We start from the raw sequence: 24,369 nt of genomic DNA on the forward strand, positions 1-24,369 counted from the left end.
GGCCGCCAGGGCCCGCGGGCCGCGCTGCCCGGCGCCGGCCGCCAGGGCGGAGCGCGCGGACAGCAGGGTCCGGGGCAGCCGCAGCAGGGCCGTCCGGGCGCGTCGGGCATGGCGGGCGCCTTCGGCCAGGCGCCCGGCGGGCCGCAGGGCCAGCAGGGTCCCGGCGCGGGCGGTCAGCAGGGCTTCGGCGACGGCCGGCACCCGGGTGCCCAGCAGCAGTCGCAGGGCTTCGGCGGCGCGCGCGGCGGTGTTCCCCCGCAGCGCGGTAACGGCGGCGAGCCCGGCCGGCAGCCGCAGCTGCCGCCGCGCGGCGGCCCGCGTGCCGAGCTGCCGGGCGGCAACGGGCCGTCCCGTACGCAGGGTTGGGCCGACGAGAACGCTCAGCACCGGGCCGCTCTGGACGCACCGCGCGGCCACGACGAGCAGGGCCCGGAGCAGACCTCGCAGATGCCGCGGATCGACGACCGGCAGGGACCCGGCGCGACGGCCGAGATACCCCGCTTCGACGACCGGCAGGGCCCGGGCTCCGCCGCGGACACCTCGGCGTTCCCCCGCCCCGACTTCGACGCGCCGCAGCAGGGCACGGACGGCTCCCAGAACACGGGCCAGTTCGTCCGCTCGGACGTCTACGGTCAGTCCGGGCAGCACAACCCGGCCGACACGGGCCGGTTCGCGGCCCAGCAGGGCTACGACCACGGCAACACGGGCCAGTTCCCCGCACAGCAGCAGTACGACAACGGCTCCACCGGCCAGTTCGCGGCCCAGCAGGGCTACGACCACGGCAACACGGGCCAGTTCCCCGCACAGCAGGGCTACGACAACAGCTCCACCGGGCAGTTCGCCGCACAGCAGCAGTACGACAACGGTTCCACGGGCCAGTTCGCACAGCCGGGTCACGACAACGGCTCCACCGGCCAGTTCGCACAGCCCGGTCACGACAACGCCGCACCCGGCCGGAACGCCCACCCGGGTGGTCCCGCCGACTTCGGCGGGCTGCGCGGCCCGGCCGCCCAGCGGCCGCAGCAGCGCCCCGCCCGCCCGGAGCCGGGCAACCAGGGCGCCCCGCAGCAGCGGCCGGACGACGCCTGGGCCCTGCCGCCGGCCCCGGGTCCCGGCGACGGCCGTACGCCGCTGTTCGACACCCTGGAGACCAACTGGTTCCACGGTGAACAGCGGCAGCAGCAGGGCGGCGAAGCGGCTCCCGCTCCGGCCGCTCCCCAGCAGCAGCAGCCGCAACAGCCGCAGCGGCCGCAGCCGCAACAGCCGCAGACTCCTGCGGCCCCTCAGCGTCCCGCCGCCTCCGCCTGGCGCACCTCGCCGAACGACGAACTCGTACGGCAGGCCGAACGTGTCAGGCAGCCGGCTGCGGGCGGAGTCACCACCTCCGGCCTGCCGCGCCGGGTGCCCCGGGCCAATCTCGTCCCGGGCACGGCTCAGCAGCAACAGCACCAGAGCGGTCCGCAGGTCTCGCGTGCGCCTGACGACGTACGCGGCCGGCTGACCAATCTCCGTCGGGGCATCGCACAGGGCCGTCAGGCCGGTAACGGTCAGACGGGCAGTTTCCCCAGCCCCACTCACCAGCAGGAGCGTTAGTTGAGCCCGATGAGCCAGGCGGCACAGAACCTCAACTGGTTGATCACCAACTTCGTGGACAACACCCCCGGGGTGTCCCACACCGTCGTGGTGTCCGCCGACGGACTCCTACTGGCGATGTCCGAAGGTTTCCCCCGGGACCGCGCCGACCAGCTCGCGGCCGTGGCCTCGGGTCTCACCTCGCTGACCGCCGGGGCCTCCCGGATCTTCGAGGGCGGCAGTGTGTCGCAGACGGTCGTCGAGATGGAGCGCGGCTTCCTCTTCCTGATGTCCGTGTCGGACGGGTCGTCCCTGGCGGTCCTGGCCCACCCCGAGTGCGACATCGGCCTCGTCGGCTACGAGATGGCGCTGCTCGTCGACCGCGCGGGGGCGGTCCTGACGCCAGATCTGCGCGCCGAACTACAGGGCAGTCTGCTGCACTGACCGGCTCCGGCACCATCCAACTCACCAAATCACCGTCCGGCCGCCACAATCCCCCCACCGGCCCCGTCAGACGGCTTGACTGACCGACTTGCTGTCCCGCCCGCCCGGAGGATTCATGACCCCGCCCCCCGCCTCTCATGATCCGTACGCTGAGCCGTACGGGGATGAGGGCGACCAGCCGCTGGTACGTCCCTATGCGATGACCGGCGGCCGGACCCGGCCGCGCTACCAGCTCGCCATCGAGGCGCTGATCAGCACCACGGCCGACCCGGCAGCGCTGATGGGACTGCTCCCGGAGCACCAGCGGATCTGCCATCTGTGCCGCGAGGTGAAATCCGTGGCGGAGGTCTCGGCGCTCCTGTCCATGCCGCTCGGTGTGGCCAGGATCCTTGTCGCGGACCTTGCTGAGGCCGGCCTGGTGGCCATCCACCAGCCGGGCGGGGACGAGAACAACGGTGGCGCACCGGCTGTGACGCTGCTCGAAAGGGTGCTCAGTGGACTTCGCAAGCTCTGACGGCGGTCGGGCGACCACCTCCGCCAAGATCGTGGTGGCGGGCGGCTTCGGCGTGGGCAAAACCACGTTCGTCGGCGCCGTCTCGGAGATCAACCCGCTGCGCACGGAGGCCGTGATGACGTCCGCTTCGGCGGGCATCGACGACCTCACCCACACCGGGGACAAGACCACCACCACGGTGGCCATGGACTTCGGCCGCATCACACTCGACCAGGACCTGATCCTCTACCTGTTCGGCACCCCCGGCCAGGACCGCTTCTGGTTCATGTGGGACGACCTCGTCCGCGGCGCCATCGGCGCCATCGTCCTCGTCGACACCCGCAGGCTCGCCGACTGCTTCCCCGCCGTCGACTACTTCGAGAACAGCGGACTGCCCTTCGTCATCGCCCTCAACGGCTTCGACGGACAGCAGCCCTACAACCCCGACGAAGTCCGCGAAGCCCTCCAGATCGGCCCCGACGCCCCCATCATCACCACCGACGCCCGCCACCGCGCCGACGCCAAATCCGCCCTCATCACCCTGGTGGAACACGCCCTCATGGCCCGGTTGCGGTAACAGGGGAGCAAATACAGCCCCCAAGTCGAGAGCGCCATACGGCAGTTGTCGTAGACACACCGGGGCCGGCCGGGTCCATTGACACGGTCGGCCCCGGTGTTCATAACGTTTCGGCAGAGGAATCGCGTGGTATGGCCACGCGTCGCGCACATGCGATGCCGCTGTGCGCACAACCCCCCGGACTTTTGCGGCGGCTAGTTGTTTATGACCGTTTTATGTGGGACGTGCGTCACGCGGGACCACCCGTTTCCGCTGTTTGGAAGTGCGCATGTCGACGTGCTGGAATGCCTGAACTACCCCATGGCCACAGACGTACTCACCGGTAGTGGTCCGTCGATGGCGGACAAGGTTCTGAGACACAGCGGCACGACCTAGGTGCCGACCCGCCGAGAGGTTGTTGGTCGAGTGAGGCGAAGCAAGAACGGCCCCGAGCCGTCGGCCCGGGGCAATTTCACCCCGCCGCCGCGTGCTGCGGCGCCCGCGCACGTGCCCGGTTCGCAACCGACGGCAGCGGCCATCGCGAGCGGCGGCCGCTTCTCCCCGCGCAACTGGCGGGTGCGGACCCGGCTGAACGCGATCCTGCTCCTGCCCGTACTGGTCGGCCTCGTCATGGGCGGCTTCCAGGTCAACAGCTCCATCAACACCTGGCAGGACGCCCAGGACGCCGAGCACACCGCCCGCCTGGTGCAGGCCTCGCTGGGCTACGCCGACGCCCTCTACCACGAGCGCGATGTCAGCGCGGCCCCCCTGCTCCAGGGCAAGGGCCAGGACGACCCGGACGTCACCGAGGCCCGCCGGCAGACCGACAAGGCGGCCGGCGTCTTCAACGAAGCCGCGCAGTCCATGCCGCACAAGGCCGGTCTTGAGCGCCGGCTCAAGCTGTTCCGCGACACCGAGCCCGAGCTGCAGAAGCTGCGGGCCGCGGCGTTCACCTCCAAGCTGCCCGGCGCGCAGACCGAGGAGGCCTACGTCAAGGTCGCCCACCCGCTGATGGAGTTCGCCAACGAACTCGGCCTGGGCACCGGCAACATCACCTCCTACGGCCGTACCGTCTACGCCATCTCGCTGACCAAGGCCGCGCTGTCCCTGGAGCGCTCGCTCGGCATGCACCTGCTGATCAAGCCCGGCCCGGACGCCACGGACCTGGCCGGCCAGCGCGTCGCCCTGTCGTCCTACGCCTACCTGGAGGGCATCGCCGTCGAGGAGTACATCGGCGGTGGCACCCAGGAGGACGCGGACAAGCTGGACGCGCTGAAGAAGGAGATCCAGGACAAGGCCGCGGCGATGGCCGAGCAGGCCAAGGCCAAGGACCCGAACTACGTGGCCCCGCCCCAGGACCCGACCCAGATGGTCACCGCGCTGGCCACGCTGAGCAGCACGGACCCGGCGGCGCGCACGGCCCTGGCGCAGCAGGGCATCACGCCCGAGAACTGGTGGGCCGTCAACACCCTCAAGTTCGACGCCTACCGCCAGATCGAGTCGGACATGGCCGACACCGCGGTGAACGAGGCCGCCGCGATCGCCGACAACGCCAAGAAGTCCACGTTCATCACCGGTGCGATCGTCGTGGTCGCCCTGCTCGCAGCGTTCATCCTGGCCGGTCTGGTGGCCCGCCAGATGAGCCGCTCCATGCGCCGGCTGCGCAACGCCGCCTTCGGTATCGCCGAGCAGCGCCTGCCGATGCTGGTCGACCAGCTCTCGCGCACCGACCCCGGCCGTGTCGACACCCGGGTCGCGCCGATCCCGATCACCTCGACCGACGAGATCGGCGAAGTCGCCCGCGCCTTCGACCAGGTGCACCGCGAGGCCGTCCGGCTCGCCTCCGAACAGGCCCTGCTGCGGGGCAACATCAACGCGATCTTCACCAACCTCTCGCGACGCAACCAGTCGCTGATCGAGGGTCAGCTGACCCTGATCACCGACCTGGAGAACCACGAGGCCGACCCGGACCAGCTGGAGAACCTCTTCCGCCTGGACCACCTGGCGACCCGTATGCGCCGCAACGGCGAGAACCTCCTGGTCCTCGCCGGCGAGGAGCCCGGCCGCCGCTGGGACCAGCCGGTCCCGCTGGTCGACGTGCTGCGCGCCGCCTCCTCCGAGGTGGAGCAGTACGAGCGCGTCGAGCTGTCCGGCGTGCCCGAGGCCGAGATCCACGGCCGCGCGGTGACCGACCTCGTGCACCTGCTGGCCGAGTTGCTGGAGAACGCCACCACGTTCTCCTCGCCGCAGACCAAGGTCCGGGTCACCGCGACCCGGCTGCCCGACGGCCGGGTCATGATCGAGATCCACGACAAGGGCATCGGCCTGACCGCCGAGGACTTCGCGGACATCAACCACAAGCTGGCCAACCCGCCCACCGTGGACGCGGCGATCTCCCAGCGCATGGGCCTGTTCGTGGTCGGCCGCCTCGCCGACCGGCACGGCGTCCGCGTGCAGCTGCGCCCCTCCGGCGAGCAGGCCGGCACCACCTCGCTGGTCATGCTGCCGGACGCGATCACCCACGGCGGTGGCGGCGAGCAGGCGCTGGACCGCGACGACTTCACCGTCTCGCAGATCATCCCCGAGCAGGGGTTGCAGGGCGAGGACTTCGGCGCTTCCCAGCCGATGCGCACCGCCGCGGAGCTCGGCTTCGACGACAGCCGCTACACCGACGACTCCGACGACTCCCGGGAACTGGACCCCGTCGGCCGCTCCCTCAAGCGCGAGGAGCGCCGCGCCGCCCTGGAGGCCCAGACGCACGACGGGACGGCGGGCCCGGAGACGGCCGAGCCCTCCGGGTACCCCGACGAGCACACCGGTCAGCAGCCGCTGTACGACACCGGCCAGGCTCCCTTCCCGGAGCAGGGCGGGTACGACCAGCAGACGCCGTACGAGGAACCCCAGCACACGGCGTACGACCAGCAGCAGGCGGCCTACGACGAGCAGGGCCGGCCGGCGTACGACGAGGGGTACTACGCGCCGGACGCCGGCCTGCCGCAGGGCGATGCCTACTCGTCCAACGGCGGCTACCCCGGCCCCGGCTATGCGGAAGCCGGGCAGCAGGAGCACACGTCCGCGCACGCCGCGGCGCCGGAGACGTACGCCGGCTTCCAGGAGCAGTCCTACCAGGACGGCTGGCCGCAGCAGGCCGGGTACCAGAACGGCCACCCGGACGAGTACGCTCCGGAAGCGGAATCCGCGCAGGCCGCTGACGCGGGCGCGGCGGACCGCGTAGGCTTCGACCGTCCGGGACCGGCCCCTTCCGCCGCCCACGAGCTGACCGACGCCGGGCTGCCCCGTCGGGGACCCGTCGCGAGCGGTTCGAACGGCGCGGGGCCCGTGGACCAGGAAGCTCCGAACGGCACTCCGGCGGGCGACGGCGACGGCTGGCATTCAGCGAACGACAAACGCTGGCAGCAGGCTTCGCAGGTTCGCAAGCCCAAGGCAGGCGGGGTGACCTCCTCCGGACTGCCACGGCGCGTGCCCAAGGCCAACCTGGTCGAGGGCACCGCGGAATCAACCCCGCAGGGAGGCCCACAGGTCTCCCGCGCCCCCGAGGACATCCGGGGCAGGCTGAGCAACCTGCGCCAGGGCGTCCAACGAGGACGCAGTGCAGGAATTGACAAGAACGGTCAGGCCACAAGAAATGAACCCAGTGGTCCTGACAGCACCTACAACCAGGAGCGTTAGTGTGAGCCCGATGAGCCAGGCGGCACAGAACCTGAACTGGTTGATCACCAACTTCGTGGACAACACCCCTGGGGTGTCCCACACCGTGGTGGTCTCCGCCGACGGACTCCTTCTGGCGATGTCCGAAGGCTTCCCCCGCGACCGCGCCGACCAGCTCGCGGCCGTTGCCTCCGGTCTGACCTCGCTGACCGCCGGTGCCTCGCGCATCTTCGAGGGCGGCAGCGTGAACCAGACGGTTGTGGAGATGGAGCGGGGATTCATGTTCATCATGTCCATCTCCGACGGTTCGTCGCTCGCGGTTCTCGCACACCCCGATGCGGACATCGGCCTCGTCGGGTACGAGATGGCCCTTCTGGTGGACCGCGCGGGCACTGTCCTGACGCCGGATCTCCGGGCGGAACTCCAGGGGAGCCTTCTCAACTAACAGACAGACGGTGCTTTTTGGCGTCCCGGGGCCGTAAGGTTTCGGGACGCGGCTCCCACCCCGTGGGGGCCCGGCACAGTCGGAGGAGGAGAGAACGTGGCAACACTCCCAGGCGGTTCGTCTTCGGGCAACTGGTCGTACGGCCCCGCACAGGGCGCGGGCGACGGTTCGGCGAACCGGTACGGTTTTCCCTCCACCCCCCAGCACCGGCAGCCATACACGCCGCAGGGCCCTGGTCCGTCTCCGTACGACCAGCCGTCCGCGCCGCGTATCCAGCCGGTGCAGCCGCAGCCACGCACCCCTGAACCGGCGCCCGCGGGGGCGTCGAACAACCCCCTGGTGCGCCCGTACGCCATGACGGGCGGCCGCACCAGGCCGCGGTACCAGCTCGCCATAGAGGCACTGGTGCACACCACCGCGCAGCCGCACCAGATGCAGGGCCAGTTGCCCGAACATCAGCGGATCTGCCATCTGTGCCGCGAGATCAAATCGGTGGCCGAGGTCTCGGCCCTGCTTTCGATCCCTCTCGGCGTGGCCAGGATCCTCGTCGCCGACTTGGCGGAGGCGGGCCTGGTCGCCATCCATCAGCCCGGCGGCGACGAGAACGCCGGTGGCCAGCCAGACGTGACACTGCTCGAAAGGGTGCTCAGTGGACTTCGCAAGCTCTAGCGGCGGTCCTTCCCGCTCCACCACCTCAGCGAAAATCGTGGTGGCGGGCGGCTTCGGCGTGGGCAAAACCACGTTCGTCGGCGCCGTCTCGGAGATCAACCCGCTGCGCACGGAGGCCGTGATGACGTCCGCTTCGGCGGGCATCGACGACCTCACCCACACCGGGGACAAGACCACCACCACGGTGGCCATGGACTTCGGCCGCATCACACTCGACCAGGACCTGATCCTCTACCTGTTCGGCACCCCCGGCCAGGACCGCTTCTGGTTCATGTGGGACGACCTCGTCCGCGGCGCCATCGGCGCCATCGTCCTCGTCGACACCCGCAGGCTCGCCGACTGCTTCCCCGCCGTCGACTACTTCGAGAACAGCGGACTGCCCTTCGTCATCGCCCTCAACGGCTTCGACGGACAGCAGCCCTACAACCCCGACGAAGTCCGCGAAGCCCTCCAGATCGGCCCCGACGCCCCCATCATCACCACCGACGCCCGCCACCGCGCCGACGCCAAATCCGCCCTCATCACCCTGGTGGAACACGCCCTCATGGCCCGGCTCCGCTAGCACTCGGGCAGTACTCGGGACGAACGAGCAGGCGGCCCTCCCGCAAGGGAAGGGCCGCCTGCTTTCTGCCCGGCGGGCACGAGGACGACGGAAGAGGGCCCCTCCCACTGGGAGGGGCCCTCTTCCGTCATACGCGGCCGGTCCGGCCGGCGGTCAACCTAGCCGTGCCAGCTGTGCGGGGCGCGGAAGCCGTTCTCGCGCTCCAGGCGGCGCCAGCCGGCCTTGGGGCGGCCGCGGTGGGCCGGGGTCGTGTCGGCGGGGCGAGCCGCGGCGCGGGCCAGGAGAAGGGCCGTGATGGCGGCCACTTCCTCGGGCTCGGCGTGGCCCTTCTCTACGCGGATGTCAACGTGGTCCATGGGTGTCAGTCTCCGTGGCTGAGGGGTCCGCGGGGTGGCCGCGGCACGTCCGCTGGGTTACTGCGGGGGGTTGCCGTGCTTGCGGGAGGGCAGGTCGGCGTGCTTGGAGTGCAGCATCGCCAGGGACTTGGCCAGGACCTCGCGGGTTTCCGCCGGGTCGATGACGTCGTCGACCAGGCCGCGCTCGGCGGCGTAGTAGGGGTGCATCAGCTCGGCCTTGTACTCCTTGACCATCTTCTGCCGCATGGCCTCGGGGTCCTCGGCCCCGGCGATCTGGCGGCGGAAGATGACGTTGGCCGCGCCCTCGGCGCCCATCACGGCGATCTCGTTCGTCGGCCAGGCGTAGGTGAGGTCGGCGCCGATCGACTGGCTGTCCATGACGATGTAGGCACCTCCGTACGCCTTGCGCAGGATCAGCGAGATCCTCGGCACGGTGGCGTTGCAGTAGGCGTAGAGCAGCTTGGCGCCGTGCCGGATGATTCCACCGTGCTCCTGGTCGACGCCGGGCAGGAAGCCGGGTACGTCCAGAAGAGTGACGATCGGGATGTTGAAGGCGTCGCACATCTGTACGAAGCGGGCGGCCTTCTCGCTGGCCTCGATGTCCAGGACACCGGCCAGGACCTGCGGCTGGTTGGCGATGATGCCGACGACCTGGCCGTCCAGGCGGGCCATCGCGCAGATGATGTTCCGCGCCCAGCGCTCGTGGATCTCCAGGTACTCGCCGTCGTCGACGATCTCCTCGATGACCTTGGTCATGTCGTAGGGCCGGTTGCCGTCGGCCGGGACCAGGTCGAGCAGGACGTCGGAGCGGCGGTCGACCGGGTCGGCCGACTCCGCCCGCGGCGGGTTCTCCCGGTTGTTCTGCGGGAGCAGGGACAGGAGGTAGCGCACCTCGGCGATGCACGTCTCCTCGTCGTCGTAGGCGAAGTGGCACACACCGGAGGTCTCGGCGTGCACGTCCGCGCCGCCCAGGCCGTTCTGGGTGATCTCCTCGCCGGTGACCGCCTTGACCACGTCCGGGCCGGTGATGAACATCTGCGAGGTCTCGCGGACCATGAACACGAAGTCCGTGAGCGCCGGGCTGTAGGCGGCGCCGCCGGCGCACGGGCCCAGCATCACGCTGATCTGCGGGATGACCCCGGAGGCCTTGGTGTTGCGCTGGAAGATGCCGCCGTAGCCGGCGAGGGCGGAGACGCCCTCCTGGATGCGGGCGCCGGCGCCGTCGTTGAGGGAGACCAGCGGGGCACCGGCCGCGATGGCCATGTCCATGATCTTGTGGATCTTCGTGGCGTGGGCCTCGCCCAGCGCGCCGCCGAAGATGCGGAAGTCGTGGGCGTAGACGAAGACCGTCCTGCCCTCCACCGTGCCCCAGCCCGTGATGACACCGTCGGTGTACGGCTTCTTGGCCTCGAGGCCGAATCCGCTCGCCCGGTGCCGGCGCAGCTGCTCGACCTCCTGGAAGGAGCCCGGGTCCAGGAGCAGTTCGATCCGCTCCCGCGCGGTCAGCTTGCCCTTGGCGTGCTGTGCCGCGGTCGCCTTCTCGCTGGGGCCCGCCACCGCCTGCGCACGGATCCCGTGCAGTTCGGCGACCCGGCCGCGCGCGTCCGCCGGCTCACCCGTCGTCTCTTCCAAAACGGTCATGTAGCGACCTTACGAAGGACACCTGGGAAAGCGGGCCGTTGACTCCGTACAGTCTCCGACCCGTTTTCCTGGTGCCACTGAACAGAACCTTGGCGGCTTGCAGCCCTTCCAACTGCTCAGAGGGCTTCCGCGTTGTGGAGATGTCACAAAGTCAGGGCGTGCGAGCCTGCTCACATTCGGATGCGGCACATGCCCTCACTGGAGTGACGCGCAGACCCGGACGGCGGCGGCTCACACAGAGCGTAGCCGCCGTCCGGGGTAGGCGGCGCCGGGTCAGCAGCCGCCGCAGTTGTAGTACAGGACGTCCCAGTGGTTGCCCTCGTCGGCGTAGATGTTGCCGGAGCCCGACTGGTACTGGGGGGCGCCGTCGCCGCGCAGGCCGATGTAGGCGAAGTAGTTCTTGATGTAGTTGGTCACGCAGGTGTTCTTGCCGTAGTCGAGTTTGTAGCCGTTCCAGTGGGAGTAGGTGCCGGAGGCGTGGCCGGTCTCCGTGCCGCCGGTGATGTTGAGGGCGCAGCCGCTGGCCTTCTTGAGGGTCTGCGCCCCCTTCGCGGTGTCCAGGTTGAGCTGGTCGAAGGACGTACAGGTGGAGACGTTGCGGTCCGAGCAGTTGCCGGAGGAGGACCAGGTGACGCCCACGTCGCGGAACATCTGAGTGGCGGTGGCGTGGCTGATCTTGGTGGCGGCGGAGGCCTCGGTGGCCGTACCGATGACCGCGACACCGGGGGCGACGACGAGGGCGAGGGCGGTGACCGCGGCGCGGGCCTTGGTGAGCTTGCCGACCTTCGTGATCTTCATGGGGGAACCTTCCTGCTGTCGGCCGTGCGTCCTGTGGGGCGGCTGTGCAGGTGGTGCAGGTGGTGCAGGGAGATAGTGCCCGAGGTCTACGCGCGTCCGCCAGAGGGCGTAAGCGATTACTGTCCGCCATCCCGCGAACACGTACCGGATGATGTTGAAAGTCGAACGGAATAGGTCTACGGTCGTAACCGTTCACCTCGTTGAATCTTCAACTTACTGGGCGCTCCGCCTCGGCACCGAGCGAACCCACCGTCCTCAAGGAGCACCTCATGGGCATCTTCGGCCGCAAGAACGTCACCACCGGCACCACCAGCGCCGCCCCCGCCGCCGTGAACCCGGCTCTGGCCGCGCTCACCGGCGAGTACACGATCGACCCCTCGCACTCCACGCTCGGCTTCGTCGCGCGGCACGCCATGGTCACGAACGTCAAGGGCAAGTTCAACGACTTCACCGGTGCCCTGCACCTGGACGGCACCGACCCGGCCGCCTCTACCGCGTCCATCGACGTCAGGATGGACAGCATCGACACGGGCTCCGCGGACCGCGACGGCCACCTGAAGAGCGCGGACTTCTTCAGGACCGAGGAGTTCCCGCAGATGACCTTCCGCTCCACCAAGGCGGAGGCCCTGGGCGGCGACGACTACCGCATCACCGGTGACCTGACCATCCTCGGTGTCACCAAGCCGCTCACCATCGACCTCGAGTTCAACGGCGCCGCGAAGGACCCGTTCGGCAACGAGCGCGTCGGTTTCGAGGGCAAGGCCGAGATCCTGCGCTCGGAGTGGGGCCTGACCTGGAACGCGGCCCTGGAGACCGGCGGTGTCCTGGTGTCCGACAAGATCAAGCTGAGCTTCGACATCTCGGCCGTCAAGAACGCCTGAGCCGGGCTCAGAACCCGCCCCCGAAGTCACCGCCTCCCCCACCGAAGTCGCCTCCCCCGCCGTCGCCGAAGCCACCGCTGAAGTCACCGGGGTCGAAGTCCGCGCCCGACAGGTCGCCGCCCTGGGGGCCGCCGTACGCGCCGAAGTCGCCGTAGCCGGTGCCGTAGTCGGCCGCGTACGACGGGGTGGCCATCATGCTGCCGAGCAGCGTGCCGACCAGAAGGCCGGGCAGGAGGCCGCCGCCGAAGTAGCCGCCCGCCCAGGGGCCGTACGCGGGGCCGGCGTCCCAGTAGGGGCGGCGGCCCCATTCGGTGTCGACCTCGCGCACACGCGGGTCCCGGCCGTCGGCCAGGCGGACCTGGTCGGCCGCGCACACCGGGACCTCGCGGGGTGAGCCGCCCGGGGGCGTCCAGGTGGCGTCGGTGACCGACGGGCCGTGGCGCGGGTCGAAGAAGCAGGGCGGACGGCGCTCGGGCAGCGGACGGCCCTCGCGGCGCGCGGCGAGCTGGGCGAGCGAGAACCGCCCGTCCTCCAGGGCCTGGGTCACCGCCCGCACATCCTCCGGCCTGTCGGCGGCGGCCATGTACTGCTTGGCCTGTTCGTAGGCGTCCAGCGCACGCTCGTAGTCGGCGCGCATGGCGTCGTCCGCGCCGGCCTCCGCCGGATGGAAGTCGAGGCGGTCCAGCTCCTCGCCGAAGGCGGTGATGTCCTCGTCGACCACGACCCGCAGCTTCTCCAGCGCGGCCCGCTGCTCCGCCTCCCGGCGACTCCTGCCGCGCCTGACCAGGGCGTACGCTCCCACGCCGCCCGCCACCAGGACCGCGGCGGCGGTGATCAGCGCCGTGTTCGGGACCGTGCCGCGGTGCCCGGTGTCACCCCAGGTGCGGGGCGCCGAGCCGCCCATGCCGGCCAGGGCACGGTCGGTGAAGTCGGTGAGCTGGGTCCTGGCGCTCTCCCCCTGGACGCTGGTGACCAGGTTGCCCACGGCCGTGCGCGACAGCACCGAGGAGTCGGCGCGGGCGTCGAACCTGTCGCCGAGGCGGACGGCGTAGGCGCCGGTGATGCCGGTGGCCGTGCGCAGCTCGGTGAACAGGTTCCGCGTCGGGTAGTCCGCCGGCAGTACCGCGATGAACAGGGGTTTTCCGGCGTCCTTGATCCGCCGGGTGAGCGCGGCGGCGTCGGCGCGCGAGAGCTGTGCGGACGCGGCCGGATCGACGTAGACCGGACTCCTGCGGAGCGCCTGGGCGATCGCGGAGACACTGGTCACCGCCGCGACCCGCGGCACACCGCCCGGCAGCGCGACCGCGTCGGGCCGGACGTTCACGACCGGGGCCGCCATGGGCACGGCGGCAGCGGGCGTCGTGCTCGCGCTCGTCGTGACCTCCGCCGCGACGGAGGCCGGGGCCGCGACCATCACGGCGGCCGCGAGGGCGAGAAGAGGGCGGAGAAGGGCTCGGGTCGGGGCGGCGGCCTTCATGCTTCGAAGTTACCGGAATACGGACAAACCGGCCGCCATGGGCAGAGGCGGCGTCCCGCGCACCCGCGCGGGACGCCCCCTGCTTTCGACTCACGCGGCCGAGTAGGCCTTCGTGAGCTGATCCACCGCCGCTCCGTACCGTCCCGTCAGCAGCAGATGATCCGCGTCGGCGAAGGGCTTCGCCATCGCCGCGCTCATCCGCCCGTCCGCCTTCTGCTGAACGATCAGCCGCGCCTTGGTGACCAGCTCGCGGCCCACCGTGTCGGCGCCCGTCCGTTCGGCCGCCCACGCCGCCAGACCCAGCGCCTTGAGCGTCGCCGTGCCGCCCGCCGGGACGCCGCTGAGCGTGGTCAGGCCCCAGCCGTAGGGGAACTGCGGGTCGTACGCCGTGTCGCCCACGTTGATCGGGAGCTGCTCCTGCGACTTCGGCCAGGTCACCGGGAGCTGCCCGGTGAAGGGCCGGGTGCCGTAGAGCACGTCGGCCACGCCGTCGCCCTCGGTTCCCGGCAGCCAGGAGGCGACGAGGGCATCGATCTTCCCGAGCCGGTCGCCGATGAGCTGCGGACGCCCGGAGACGACCAGCACCGCGCACTTCATGGCCCCGCACACCTTGTCCACGGCTGCCCGGTCGGCGGCCGAGAGCTGGAGGTCGTGGCCGTTGCCGACGTCGCCCACGCCCTCGGCGTACGGGGTCTCGCCGACGACGACCACCCCCACGTCGTGACCGGACGTGGGCGCCGAGGCGTCCTTGGAGTAGGTGACGTTCCCGCCCGCCTTGCGCATGGCCTGGAGGATCGTCGTGCCCTGGGTGTGGGTGCCGGACTCGCCCTGCCAGGTGATGGTCCAGCCACCGGTCTGGTTGCCGAGGTCGTCGGCGTTGGACCCGGCGACGTAGACCTTGGCCTTCTTCTTCAGCGGCAGCAGGCCGCCCTTGTTCTTCAGCAGCACCTGGGACTCGGCGGCTGCCTGCCGGGCGACGGCGCGGTGGTCGGCGGAGCCGATCCGGGAGGCGCCGGCGGTGTCGGAGTAGGGGTGCTCGAACAGGCCCAGTTCGAACTTCTTGGTGAGGATCCGGGAGACCGCGTCGTCGATCCGCTCGACGCTGATCCGGCCCGCCTTCACCTCGGCGACCAGGTTCGCCCGGAAGGCCTGGTACGCGTACGGCACCATGATCATGTCCAGGCCGGCGTTGACCGACGTGCGGACCTGCGTGGCGGCGTCGCCGGGGAGCTGGTCGATGGCGGCCCAGTCGCTGATGACGAAGCCGTCGAAGCCCATGCGGTCCTTGAGCACGCCGTTGATCATGTCGCCGCGGGCGTGCATCTTCACCGGGCCCTGCCCGTCGCCGGCGATGTCCAGCGAGGAGTACGACGGCATGACCGAGCCGATGCCCCGGGCCACGGCCGTCCGGTACGGCGCCAGGTGGATGTCCTCCAACTGCTGCCGGGTGACCTTGGTGACGCCCTGGTCGATGGGGTAGGAGCCGGTGGTGGAGGAGCCGTACAGGGTGCCGCCGTCGCCGACGAAGTGCTTGGCGGTGGCCAGCACCTTGTCACCGCGGCTCAGGTCACGCCCGTCCGCGCGACCCTGAAGGCCCTGGATGACGGTCTCCATGGAGTCCACCAGCGCCGGGTCCTCGCCGAAGGACTCGTAGGAGCGGCCCCAGCGTTCGTCGCGGGTGACGCACAGGCAGGGCGCGAAGTCCCACTGGATCCCGGTGGCGCGGACCTCGCTCGCCGTCACCGCGCCGGTCTTCTCGGCCAGCCGGGGGTCGCGGGAGGCGCCGATGCCGATGTTGTGCGGCATGACCGTGGCACCGGCCAGGTTGTTGTGCCCGTGCACCGCGTCCACCCCGTAGATCAGCGGGATCTGGTAGCGGGTGGCCCGGGTGCGCAGCTGGAAGTCGTCGATCATCTTCGCCCAGGCCTGCGGCGTGTTGGGCGTCGGGGTCGAGCCGCCGCCGGACAGCAGGGAGCCGAGGTCGTAGGCGGCGATGTCGCCCGGGGCGGTCATCGCCCCGCGCTCGGCCTGGGTCATCTGCCCGGCCTTCTCCTCCAGGGACATCCGGGAGATCAGGTCCGCGACCCGCTTGCGCACCGGCAGCTTGCTGTCGAGGTACGGCAGTCCGTGCGCGTCGACGACGATCTGCGGGTTCTCGGCGGGGGCCTTGGCGCCGGTGACGGCGAGCTGCAGCGGGATCGTCCCGGCGGCCTTCGCGGCCTTGGCCTTGAGGGTGGTGACCTTCAGGGTGCGGGAGGTGCCGGAGGCGGTGCCCGCGGGGAAGGTGAGGGTGCCGGAGGCCGGGGTGTAGTCCTTGCCGGACTCGGCGGTGCCGGTGCCGGTGCGGTAGGCGACCGTCACCGGCTCGTCGAGCGGGGCGGAGCCGGTGGTGGCGACGGTGACCTTCACCGCCGCCGTGCCGCCCGCGGTGACCGGGTAGACCGGGGCGTCGGTCGTGACGGAGGCGCGCGCCGACTGGTCGGCCCTGCCGTACAACTGCACGTCGTCCATGGCGAACCGGCCCTTGACGCCGGTCGGCAGGGTGACGGCGTACCCCCACATCGCGGTGAGGCCGAGGACGTGGTCGATGCCGCCGACCGGCTGGTAGTCCGTGCGATAGGTGAAGTCACCGAAGGGCAGCTCGATCTGCTTCCAGCCGGTGAAGTCGTCGGTGAAGGAGGTCGTCCACAGCTCGGACGCCTCACCGTGCGCGCCGCCGTCCTTGATCTCGAAGGCGATCTTCCTGCCGTTGTTCTGGCCCTCCCACCAGAACCGGATGCCCTGGTGGGCGGACCAGTCGTGGGCCGGCAGGGCGGCCGCGAAGTCGTGGGTGAAGCCGCCGTAGCCGCTGATGTCGTACGTGCCGGAGAGGACCTTGGCGCCCTCGGGTGCGTCGGAGCGGTCGGCGAACTGCAGCGTGGGCGGATCGTCACTGTCGCCGCCCCAGGTGAAGATGCCCTCCGCGGGCTGGGCGGCGAAGGGCACCTCGCCCTCGAAGCGGTCGATGGACACGGGGGCGGGCCCCGGGTCGCCGGCCGCGTGTGCCGACGTCAGCGGGATCAGCGCGGCGAGCAGGCCGGCGGAGACGAGCAGGGCGGTTCTTCGCATGGACGGACCTTCCCTCGGCTCTGGGACTTCCCCAGGCTCATGATTCACTCACGACTTAGATCACGGCTTGAGTGAACTAGTGTCCTGCCACTGCCGTCAAGACTTCACTCCGGACTGCGGGGATTGCCAACTCACGGCCGGATCAAGGAGGTTGTCGCTTCGGCTCCTGAACGCGCACCCTCTTGACTCGGCCCCGAAGCCGTCATTTACTCACCGCTCGCACGCCCCATCCCCCCACCTCACGAAGGGCGGCACCCGATGCACCCCTTTCTCGACAGACGCGGCCGCGCGCTGCGGCTGCTGCTCGCCGGACTGCTGTCCACGGCGGGCCTGACGGCCCTGGGCGCCCCGGCCGCGCACGCGGCGGGCGAGCCCGTCACCGCCTGGCTGACCACGACCGACGACTCCGACGGGCGGCACGTGGTCCGCGGCCTCGAACCGCAGACGCCGTTCGCCTTCCAGCCCGGCACCGGAGGCGGCGGTGAGAACATCACCGTCGACGAGAACACCCGCTACCAGACCTTCACCGGCGGCGGCGCCTCCTTCACCGACACCGCGGCCTGGCTGATGAACAGCAGCGGCGCGCTGTCGCAGTCGACCCGGGACGCGACCATGCGGAAGCTGTTCTCGCCCACGGACGGGATCGGGCTCTCCTTCCTGCGCAACCCGATGGGCGCCTCCGACCTGGCGCGCAACGGCTACACCTACGACGACGTGCCGGCCGGGCAGAGCGACCCGTCGCTCACGAAGTTCTCCATCGCCCACGATCTGGCCGACGTGGTGCCGCTGACCCGGCAGGCGCTCCAGCTCAACCCGGCGCTCACGGTGATGGCCTCGCCCTGGACCGCGCCCGCCTGGATGAAGGACAGCGGGCAGCTCAACGGCGGCTGGCTGAAGGCGGAGGACTACGGGGCGTACGCCACGTACTTCGTGAAGTACCTCCAGGCCTACCGGGACCAGGGCGTCCCGGTGTCCTACGTGACCGTCCAGAACGAGCCCACCTGCTGCTCCGGCTACCCCTCGATGAGCTGGAACGCCAGTGGGCTCGCCTACTTCACCAAGAGCGAGCTGCTGCCCAAGCTCCAGTCCGCGGGCCTGTCCACCAAGGTGCTGGCGCACGACTGGAACTGGGACACCTACGACTCCTACGCCGCCCAGACGGTGGACGACGCGGCCGTCCGCTCGCACCCGAACTTCGGCGGCATCGCCTGGCACGGCTACGGCGGCAACGTCGCCATGCAGACCACCGTGCACAACCGGTACCCGCAGCTGGACGCCTTCGGCACCGAGCACTCGGGCGGCACCTGGATCGGCCACCAGCAGCGCGAGGACATGCTCAACATCGTCGACTACACCCGGAACTGGGCGAAGTCGGTGACCAAGTGGTCGCTGGCGGTGGACCAGAAGGGGGGTCCGCACAACGGCGGTTGCGGCACCTGCAGCGGGCTGATCACCGTGCAGAACGGCGAGGCACGGTCGGGACAGGTCGACTACACGGTCGAGTACTACGACATGGGGCACCTGACGAAGTTCGTACGGCCGGGTGCGCAGCGGATCGCGTCCACCGCCTCCTCGGCGGTGCCGAACGTCGCCTGGCGCAACCCGGACGGCGGCAAGGCCCTGATCGCCTACAACGACGCCACCACCGCGAAGACCGTCACGGTCAACTGGGGCTCTCAGCACGCCACCTACTCGCTGCCGGGCCGGACGTCGGCCACCTTCACCTGGTCGGGGACGCAGTCGGGCGGCGGGAGCAAGTCGGGCGCGTTCGTCGGGCTCGCGGGCAAGTGCCTGGACGTGGCGGGCGGTTCGTCGGCGAACGGCACGGCGGTGCAGCTCTACGACTGCAACTCCAGCACGGCCCAGCAGTGGACGGTCCAGCCGGACGGGTCGGTGCGGGCGCTGGGCAAGTGCCTGGACGTGACGTCGGCGTCGACCGCCAACGGGGCGAAGGTGCAGCTCTACGACTGCAACGGCACCAAGGCCCAGCAGTGGTCGTACAACGCCTCGACCGGTGACGTGGTGAACCTCGCCGCGGACAAGTGCCTGGACGTGACCGACAACTCCTCGGCCAACGGGGCCCGCGCGCAGATCTGGTCGTGCACCGGAGCGGCCAACCAGAAGTGGCGGTTGCAGTAGTGCCGCCCGGCCGGCCGGAATCCCCTCCGGCCGGCCGGACACCGGTCGCGGCACCGGGCCGGCGGCCCGGTGCGGACGTATGGTCGGGGGTGTCCCCGTGCCCGACATGACCACCCCGACCAGGAGCGCCGGCATGACCACACCTCGGGACCTGTTGTTGATCACCATGGACGTGCCGTCCGAGCGCCCCGTCGAGCAGGGCGATCTGTCGCTCGCGCTGGCGGGCGCCGAACTGGCCGACCTGCTCGCCGCCGGGGCCGCCGGGCTGGACGGTGACCGCATCGTGCCGCTCCCCCGGCGGGACACCGGGGACCCCTTGCTGGACCGGGCGGCGGCGTCGCTGAAGGAGCGGCCGCCGCACGAGTCCGTCGAGGACTGGCTGTGGCGCCGCGGAGAGGGCCTGGCCGTGGCCTACATCGACGCTCTGGACGCGGAGGGGCAGCTCACCGGTCGGCGGCACCGCTGGATGCCCGCGCGCGGCAACCGGAAGACGCCCGCCGACACACCGGCGCGGCACGCGGCGGCCGAGCGCTGGGCCTCCCGCGACCCGGTCATCGCCGGACTCGCGGCCGCCGTGGGCATCGAGGCGGAGCCGGGCGCCCCGCTCACCGCGCCGGACGACGACGCCCTGGTCACCGTGCTGGCCACCGTCAACGACGCGGTGACGGAGCTGGAGGCCGTACGGCAGCGGCGGCGCATCGAGAACGCGGCCTTCGACAACATCTGGCGCGCTCCCTGAGGAGGGTGGCTAGTGCATGGGCCGGCCGATGCCCAGCAGGTTTCCCTCGCTGTCCCGGAACCAGGCGCCGCGCTCTCCGCGCGCACCCTTGCTCGGGTAGTTCCCCTCGACCTCGGCGATGCCGTCCCGCGTGCGGAACCCGGGCCTGTCGACCTCCTCGAGGACGACGCCGAGCCGCCGCAGCTCCGACACGGCCGCCTCGATGTCGTCGACCTCCCACGCCATCTGGGTGAACGTGCCGGGCGAGGCCCCGGTGGAGAGGAAGACCACGAAGCTGCTCCCTCCGCACCGGTACAGCAGTCCGCCCGGCCGCTCCTCCACAGGCCGCAGCCCCAGTCTGTCGGCGTAGAAGCGCCGCGCCCGGTCCAGGTCCCGGGCCGGCAGCCGGGTCGTCACACGCCCCCTCGCCAGGAAGCCGCCGTCCGGAGAGCCGATGTCCGAAGAGCCGGTGTCCGGAGAGCCCGAGTCGTCCGCGTCCATGTCTCCACTGTGCCGTGGCGGGCGGCGGACGGCGGCCCCGGGCGTCCGTACGGCTACTTCGCCGGTTCCACCCCGGCGCGCAGCAGACCGTAGGTGTACGCGTCCTCCAGGGCCTGCCAGGAGGCCGCGATCACGTTGTCGGCCACGCCCACCGTGGACCACTCGCCCCGGCCGTCCGAGGTGGAGATCAGCACGCGGGTGGTGGAGGAGGTGCTGTGCTTGCCCTCCAGGATGCGGACCTTGTAGTCGACCAGGCCGAGGGAGGCCAGCTCGGGGTAGATCTTCTCCAGGGCCACCCGCAGTGCGCGGTCGAGGGCGTTGACCGGGCCGTTGCCCTCGGCGGTGGCGACGATGCGCTCGCTCTTGGCCCACAGCTTCACCGTGGCCTCGTTGGCGTGGGTGCCGTCGGGGCGGTCCTCGACGATCGCCCGCCAGGACTCCACGTCGAAGTACTTCAGCGGCCTGCCCTCGGCCTCGGCGCGCAGCAGCAGTTCGAAGCTCGCGTCGGCCGCCTCGTAGGTGTAGCCCTTGAGCTCGCGCTCCTTGACCCGCTCGACCACCCGGCCGACCAGTTCGCGGTCGCCGCCGAGGTCGATGCCGAGTTCCTTGCCCTTGAGCTCGATGGAGGCGCGGCCCGCCATGTCGGAGACCAGCATGCGCATGGTGTTGCCGACCTGCTCGGGGTCGATGTGCTGGTACAGGTCCGGGTCGACCTTGATGGCGGAGGCGTGCAGGCCCGCCTTGTGGGCGAAGGCGGAGACACCCACGTAGGGCTGGTGGGTGGAGGGCGTGAGGTTGACGACCTCGGCGATGGCGTGGGAGATGCGGGTCATCTCGCGCAGCCGGTCCTCGGGCAGCACCCGCTTGCCGTACTTCAGCTCCAGGGCCGCGACCACCGGGAAGAGGTTGGCGTTGCCGACGCGTTCGCCGTAGCCGTTGGCCGTGCACTGCACGTGGGTGGCGCCGGCGTCGACGGCCGCGAGGGTGTTGGCGACCGCGCAGCCGGTGTCGTCCTGGGCGTGGATGCCGAGGCGGGCGCCGGTGTCCGCGAGGACGGTGGAGACGACCGCCTGGACCTGGGCGGGCAGCATGCCGCCGTTGGTGTCGCAGAGGATCACCACGTCCGCGCCGGCCTCCGCGGCGGTGCGGACGACGGCCTTGGCGTACTGGGGGTTGGCGCGGTAGCCGTCGAAGAAGTGCTCGCAGTCGACGAAGACCCGGCGGCCCTCGGCGCGCAGGTGGGAGACGGTGTCGCGGACCATCTCCAGGTTCTCCTCCAGCGTGGTGCGCAGCGCCAGCTCCACGTGCCGGTCGTGCGACTTGGCGACCAGGGTGATCACCTGGGCACCGGACTCCAGCAGCGCCCTGACCTGGGGGTCGTCCGCCGCCTTGGCACCGGCCCGGCGGGTCGCCCCGAAGGCGACGAGCTGGGCGTGCCGGAAGTCGATCTCCTCCTTGGCGCGGGCGAAGAACTCGGTGTCCCGCGGGTTCGCGCCGGGCCAGCCACCCTCGATGAAGCCCACGCCGAAGTCGTCCAGGTGCCGAGCGATGGCCAGCTTGTCGGCGACCGTGAGGTTGATCCCCTCACGCTGGGCGCCGTCGCGCAGGGTGGTGTCGAAGACGTGGAACGAATCGTCGAGCTGGCTGGTTGCGGTCATGGTCTCAAGGCTCCTGTTTGCAATCTCGGTCTTGCCGTCAATGACCGGCTCCACCGTTCCCCCAATGGTCCCTCGCGCAGCGGTCCCGGCTGTGGGTGGGCCGGGAAAACGAAAGACCCCTCGCGGGTGCGAGAGGTCTGCGCGCGGGTCGAGGACGACGATGGCCGCCCGTACCTGGTCGTACGTGGCGGTCACTGCGGACCGGCGCGCCTGCTGCCAATAATCATGGCGGACGAGAGCACGGGGGCAGTCTGGCACAATCCCGTCACTCACGGACGCGCGTCTCAGGATGCGGGCGTCAACCTGGACACCTCCCAGGCCTTCGGCACTTCGTCGGGTATCTGGTGTACGTCAGTTCAGCCGTCGTACGAAGACGTCCGGGACGCCGTTGGTGTCGTGCGGCACCAGGTCGGCGGCCGGGGAGGAGAAGACGACGGCGTGGCCCCGGCGGTCCATGGCGCGGGGCGAGGCGGTGGCGCCCGCCGGGGCCACCTGGTGCCGCCTGCCGGACGGCAGGGTGAGCAGGTCGAGTCCGCCCTCGCCGGACAGCAGCACGTGCCGCAACGTCCCGTCGGCTGCGACCGCCTCGGTGCCGGCCACCTGCCGGACGCGTCCGGTGCGCAGGTCCTGGACGTACGCGGTGGTCGTCCAGTCGGCCGCCGTGGCGTTGAACAGGGCGCTGCGGCCGTCGTCGGAGAGCCGGACGAGCGTGGCCGGAAATCCGCTGCCGACGGCGGACTCGTGTCCGTCGCGGACGACGTGGATCCGCCCCTCGGTGCCGTGGTCCGTGCGGGCCGCCACGCTGTAGGCGACCGTGCGGCCGTCGGCGCTGAACCAGGCGTTGAGGATCATGCCCTCGGCCGGCAGCGGCGAGATCTGCCGGTCGGTGCCGGTGTCCAGGTCGCGGACGTAGAGCACGCGTGCGTAGTCGTCGCCGTGGCGGTTGCCGAGGGTGTACGCCACGTGCCGGCCGTCGGCGCTGATCGCGGCCGCGGTGCCCAGTTCGTAGGAGGTGTCCTGCGGCGGCTCCTCGGGCCACAGCACCTCCGTGCGACCCGTGACGCGGTCGTACACGTACGGCTTGGGGTACCGGTTGCCGTTGGAGTAGGCGAGACGGCGGCCGTCGCCGCTGAGCATCGGCCCCGTGGTGTGGAGCAGGTCCTCCGGGACCTGGGTGAGTCTGCCGGTGCGCAGGTCCTTGAGGTACAGGCGGGTGTCGAAACCACCCTCGGGGTCCGCCGAGGAGAAGACGGCGTACCGGCCGTCGCCGCTGATGACGCCGCCGCCCGAGGCCGCGGTCAGCTCGCTCCCGTCGGTGGCGGTGCTGATCCGCTCGACGCGTGGCGGAGGGGGCGCGGCGACGGCGGCCGGGCCGAGCGCGAGCAGCAGTGCCGCTGCCGACGCGGCGCCGAGAACTGCGCGGACGTGTGCGGTCATGGCCATGGTTCCCCCCCGAACCGGTCCTCCCCCGGTCCCGCACCGAGGACTTTCCGGATTCAAACGCACCGGCCGGTACGCGGCAATGCGCCGGATTACGTACAACCCCGGCGGTTGATCAGGCGTCCGCGAGCCCGGGCCGGTTCAGCGCGTCGTCGAGGAACTCCCTCACATGGCACATGACCTGGGGCCGGTCCGTACCGCGCAGCCCGATCGCGACGTGGATGGAGAAGCCGTCGAGGAGGGCGCGCAGCCGGGCGGCGAAGCGGTCCGCGTCGACCGGCCGGAACTCGCCGCGGGAGACACCCTCGGCGACCAGCGCGGCCAGGTCCCGGTGCCAGGCGCCCTCGATGGCGGCCTGCCGGTCGCGGGCGTCCTCGCCGGCATTCAGCGAGCGGTTCCAGACCTCCAGCCACAGCGTCCAGTGCGGGTCGCGGTGACCGTCCGGCACGTACAGGTCCACGTAGGCGTCGAGACGTTCGCGGACCGGGGCGGCACGGGTCAGCAGCCGCCCGCGCTCGGCCCCGAGCCGGCTCTCGCTCCACTCCAGGGTCTGCAGCAGCAGCTCGTCCTTGGAGCGGAAGTAGTAGAGCAGATGGCCGCTGCTCATCCCGACCTCGCGCCCGAGCGCCGCCATGGTGAGCTGCTCGAGACCGCGCTCGGCGATCATCTCCATGGCGGCGGCGAGCACGTCCTCACGCGGCGGCGCGGGGGTACGCCTGCGGGGCGCCGGGGCGGTGCTCATGCCGGGACCGTCCGTACGGCGCCGGGCAGGAAGTGGGTCTCGTAGGGGCCGTAGCACTCGCCGAACAGCGTCGCCACCACCGCTCCGCACCCGCCGCACACCTGGTTCGGGCCCTCCCGGCCGGTGGCCCCGCAGCACCCGTGCTCCTGGCAGGCGGGGTTGTACGACAGGAAACCGGCCGTGTCCTCGGGGCCGACCACCAGGGTGTCGCGCGGCCCGGCCGACATCGGGAATCCCGGGCCGTCGGGGTTCCCCACGCACACGCCGGGGACGGCGGCCCCCGCCCACTCCGGGTCCGGGTGCGGCACGAACGGCGCCCCGCTCGGCTCGGGATCCACGGCGTACGTGCCCGGCGGCACGGTCGGCGGGGCGTGCCGCGAGCCGTCCGGGTTCTTCCGGCCGTCGTGCTCCGGGCGGGGCGGCAGTTCTGCCGGCGGACGCAGCGGTTGGGTGAGGTGTCGGGCGCAGGCTGCGCAGACCAGTACGTTCACTCGTACGTT

20 protein-coding genes and 1 pseudogene are annotated in these 24,369 nt (G+C 71.1%); 11 read left to right on the forward strand and 10 right to left on the reverse strand.

Going from position 1 to position 24,369, the window contains the following annotated elements:
* The 8 genes and pseudogenes from CG719_RS36875 to CG719_RS31360 form a co-directional block, all read left to right on the forward strand.
* A pseudogene (locus CG719_RS36875) lies at positions 1–1,593 on the forward strand (nitrate- and nitrite sensing domain-containing protein); the annotation flags it as partial.
* A gap of 9 nt (positions 1,594–1,602) precedes the next feature.
* Entirely contained in the window at positions 1,603–2,016 is a 414-nt protein-coding gene (locus CG719_RS31330; protein ID WP_018544706.1) for a roadblock/LC7 domain-containing protein, read from the forward strand.
* A 115-nt stretch (positions 2,017–2,131) separates the two neighbouring features.
* Positions 2,132–2,530, forward strand: a complete 399-nt coding sequence (locus CG719_RS31335) for a DUF742 domain-containing protein (RefSeq protein WP_100572091.1) — start codon at positions 2,132–2,134, stop codon at positions 2,528–2,530.
* On the forward strand, positions 2,511–3,086 hold the full coding sequence (locus CG719_RS31340; protein ID WP_100572092.1) for a GTP-binding protein: 576 nt from the start codon (positions 2,511–2,513) through the stop codon (positions 3,084–3,086). Before CG719_RS31335 ends, CG719_RS31340 begins: the two co-directional genes overlap by 20 nt.
* Positions 3,087–3,491: 405 nt before the next feature.
* Positions 3,492–6,755, forward strand: coding sequence for a sensor histidine kinase (locus CG719_RS31345; protein WP_100572093.1), 3,264 nt, complete (start codon positions 3,492–3,494; stop codon positions 6,753–6,755).
* Positions 6,756–6,765: 10 nt separating this feature from the next.
* Positions 6,766–7,179 carry a roadblock/LC7 domain-containing protein gene (locus CG719_RS31350; RefSeq protein ID WP_100572183.1) on the forward strand — a complete coding sequence of 138 codons (414 nt, stop codon included), beginning with the start codon at positions 6,766–6,768 and terminating at the stop codon, positions 7,177–7,179.
* 96 nt (positions 7,180–7,275) lie between these two features.
* Positions 7,276–7,848, forward strand: a complete 573-nt coding sequence (locus tag CG719_RS31355) for a DUF742 domain-containing protein (RefSeq protein ID WP_100572094.1) — start codon at positions 7,276–7,278, stop codon at positions 7,846–7,848.
* Positions 7,829–8,410 (forward strand): GTP-binding protein, encoded by a 582-nt coding sequence (locus CG719_RS31360; RefSeq protein WP_100572095.1) that lies wholly within the window; start codon positions 7,829–7,831, stop codon positions 8,408–8,410. Before CG719_RS31355 ends, CG719_RS31360 begins: the two co-directional genes overlap by 20 nt.
* Positions 8,411–8,568: 158 nt before the next feature.
* Here CG719_RS31360 and CG719_RS31365 read toward each other — a convergent pair whose 3' ends face one another.
* The 3 genes from CG719_RS31365 to CG719_RS31375 form a co-directional block, all read right to left on the reverse strand.
* Positions 8,569–8,766, reverse strand: coding sequence for an acyl-CoA carboxylase epsilon subunit (locus CG719_RS31365; RefSeq protein WP_100572096.1), 198 nt, complete (start codon positions 8,764–8,766; stop codon positions 8,569–8,571).
* A 57-nt stretch (positions 8,767–8,823) separates the two neighbouring features.
* Complete coding sequence (locus CG719_RS31370) at positions 8,824–10,407, reverse strand: acyl-CoA carboxylase subunit beta (RefSeq protein WP_100572097.1); 1,584 nt, start codon at positions 10,405–10,407, stop codon at positions 8,824–8,826.
* A 273-nt stretch (positions 10,408–10,680) separates the two neighbouring features.
* Entirely contained in the window at positions 10,681–11,205 is a 525-nt protein-coding gene (locus CG719_RS31375) for a hypothetical protein (RefSeq protein ID WP_100572098.1), read from the reverse strand.
* A 269-nt stretch (positions 11,206–11,474) separates the two neighbouring features.
* Between CG719_RS31375 and CG719_RS31380 the strand changes: the two genes are divergently transcribed.
* Complete coding sequence (locus CG719_RS31380; protein ID WP_100572099.1) at positions 11,475–12,086, forward strand: YceI family protein; 612 nt, start codon at positions 11,475–11,477, stop codon at positions 12,084–12,086.
* Between the two features lie 7 nt (positions 12,087–12,093).
* Here CG719_RS31380 and CG719_RS31385 read toward each other — a convergent pair whose 3' ends face one another.
* Both CG719_RS31385 and CG719_RS31390 read right to left on the reverse strand, forming a co-directional pair.
* Positions 12,094–13,425: a hypothetical protein gene (locus CG719_RS31385; protein WP_376494317.1), complete on the reverse strand. Its 1,332-nt coding sequence runs from the start codon at positions 13,423–13,425 to the stop codon at positions 12,094–12,096.
* A gap of 228 nt (positions 13,426–13,653) precedes the next feature.
* A complete protein-coding gene (locus CG719_RS31390) occupies positions 13,654–16,671 on the reverse strand; it encodes a glycoside hydrolase family 3 protein (RefSeq protein ID WP_100572100.1) in 3,018 nt (1,005 codons plus the stop codon).
* Between the two features lie 258 nt (positions 16,672–16,929).
* Here CG719_RS31390 and CG719_RS31395 point away from each other — a divergent pair, with 258 nt between their 5' ends.
* Both CG719_RS31395 and CG719_RS31400 read left to right on the forward strand, forming a co-directional pair.
* Positions 16,930–18,810 carry a ricin-type beta-trefoil lectin domain protein gene (locus CG719_RS31395; RefSeq protein WP_100572101.1) on the forward strand — a complete coding sequence of 627 codons (1,881 nt, stop codon included), beginning with the start codon at positions 16,930–16,932 and terminating at the stop codon, positions 18,808–18,810.
* Between the two features lie 133 nt (positions 18,811–18,943).
* The gene (locus CG719_RS31400) at positions 18,944–19,549 is read left to right on the forward strand and encodes a GPP34 family phosphoprotein (RefSeq protein WP_100572102.1); all 606 of its coding nucleotides are present in this window, start codon (positions 18,944–18,946) and stop codon (positions 19,547–19,549) included.
* A 9-nt stretch (positions 19,550–19,558) separates the two neighbouring features.
* On the opposite strand, the gene CG719_RS31405 is transcribed toward CG719_RS31400, so the two are convergent.
* From CG719_RS31405 to CG719_RS31430, 5 genes are all read right to left on the reverse strand, one after another.
* Positions 19,559–20,029 carry a VOC family protein gene (locus tag CG719_RS31405; protein ID WP_100572103.1) on the reverse strand — a complete coding sequence of 157 codons (471 nt, stop codon included), beginning with the start codon at positions 20,027–20,029 and terminating at the stop codon, positions 19,559–19,561.
* A 53-nt stretch (positions 20,030–20,082) separates the two neighbouring features.
* Entirely contained in the window at positions 20,083–21,687 is a 1,605-nt protein-coding gene (gene cimA / locus CG719_RS31410) for a citramalate synthase (RefSeq protein ID WP_100572104.1), read from the reverse strand.
* 351 nt (positions 21,688–22,038) lie between these two features.
* Positions 22,039–23,124 (reverse strand): TolB family protein, encoded by a 1,086-nt coding sequence (locus CG719_RS31420; RefSeq protein WP_234375853.1) that lies wholly within the window; start codon positions 23,122–23,124, stop codon positions 22,039–22,041.
* Between the two features lie 118 nt (positions 23,125–23,242).
* A complete protein-coding gene (locus CG719_RS31425) occupies positions 23,243–23,869 on the reverse strand; it encodes a TetR/AcrR family transcriptional regulator (protein ID WP_100572106.1) in 627 nt (208 codons plus the stop codon).
* Positions 23,866–24,360, reverse strand: coding sequence for a hypothetical protein (locus CG719_RS31430; protein WP_100572107.1), 495 nt, complete (start codon positions 24,358–24,360; stop codon positions 23,866–23,868). The genes CG719_RS31425 and CG719_RS31430 overlap by 4 nt, the downstream gene beginning before the upstream one ends.
* Between the last annotated feature and the right edge of the window lie 9 nt (positions 24,361–24,369).

The organism is Streptomyces sp. CB01373 (genome assembly GCF_002803075.1).
Taxonomy (GTDB): Bacteria; Actinomycetota; Actinomycetes; order Streptomycetales; family Streptomycetaceae; genus Streptomyces.

Excerpts from the sequence above, each read along its gene's own strand:
- CG719_RS31330 (WP_018544706.1), top strand. The coding sequence starts at position 1,603 with ATGAGCCAGGCGGCACAGAACCTCAACTGGTTGATCACCAACTTCGTG.
- CG719_RS31335 (WP_100572091.1), top strand. The coding sequence starts at position 2,132 with ATGACCCCGCCCCCCGCCTCTCATGATCCGTACGCTGAGCCGTACGGG.
- CG719_RS31350 (WP_100572183.1), top strand. The coding sequence starts at position 6,766 with ATGAGCCAGGCGGCACAGAACCTGAACTGGTTGATCACCAACTTCGTG.
- CG719_RS31365 (WP_100572096.1), bottom strand. The coding sequence starts at position 8,766 with ATGGACCACGTTGACATCCGCGTAGAGAAGGGCCACGCCGAGCCCGAG.
- CG719_RS31370 (WP_100572097.1), bottom strand. The coding sequence starts at position 10,407 with ATGACCGTTTTGGAAGAGACGACGGGTGAGCCGGCGGACGCGCGCGGC.
- CG719_RS31375 (WP_100572098.1), bottom strand. The coding sequence starts at position 11,205 with ATGAAGATCACGAAGGTCGGCAAGCTCACCAAGGCCCGCGCCGCGGTC.
- CG719_RS31380 (WP_100572099.1), top strand. The coding sequence starts at position 11,475 with ATGGGCATCTTCGGCCGCAAGAACGTCACCACCGGCACCACCAGCGCC.
- CG719_RS31385 (WP_376494317.1), bottom strand. The coding sequence starts at position 13,425 with ATGGCGGCCCCGGTCGTGAACGTCCGGCCCGACGCGGTCGCGCTGCCG.
- CG719_RS31390 (WP_100572100.1), bottom strand. The coding sequence starts at position 16,671 with ATGCGAAGAACCGCCCTGCTCGTCTCCGCCGGCCTGCTCGCCGCGCTG.
- CG719_RS31395 (WP_100572101.1), top strand. The coding sequence starts at position 16,930 with ATGCACCCCTTTCTCGACAGACGCGGCCGCGCGCTGCGGCTGCTGCTC.
- CG719_RS31400 (WP_100572102.1), top strand. The coding sequence starts at position 18,944 with ATGACCACACCTCGGGACCTGTTGTTGATCACCATGGACGTGCCGTCC.
- CG719_RS31405 (WP_100572103.1), bottom strand. The coding sequence starts at position 20,029 with ATGGACGCGGACGACTCGGGCTCTCCGGACACCGGCTCTTCGGACATC.
- cimA (WP_100572104.1), bottom strand. The coding sequence starts at position 21,687 with ATGACCGCAACCAGCCAGCTCGACGATTCGTTCCACGTCTTCGACACC.
- CG719_RS31420 (WP_234375853.1), bottom strand. The coding sequence starts at position 23,124 with ATGACCGCACACGTCCGCGCAGTTCTCGGCGCCGCGTCGGCAGCGGCA.
- CG719_RS31425 (WP_100572106.1), bottom strand. The coding sequence starts at position 23,869 with ATGAGCACCGCCCCGGCGCCCCGCAGGCGTACCCCCGCGCCGCCGCGT.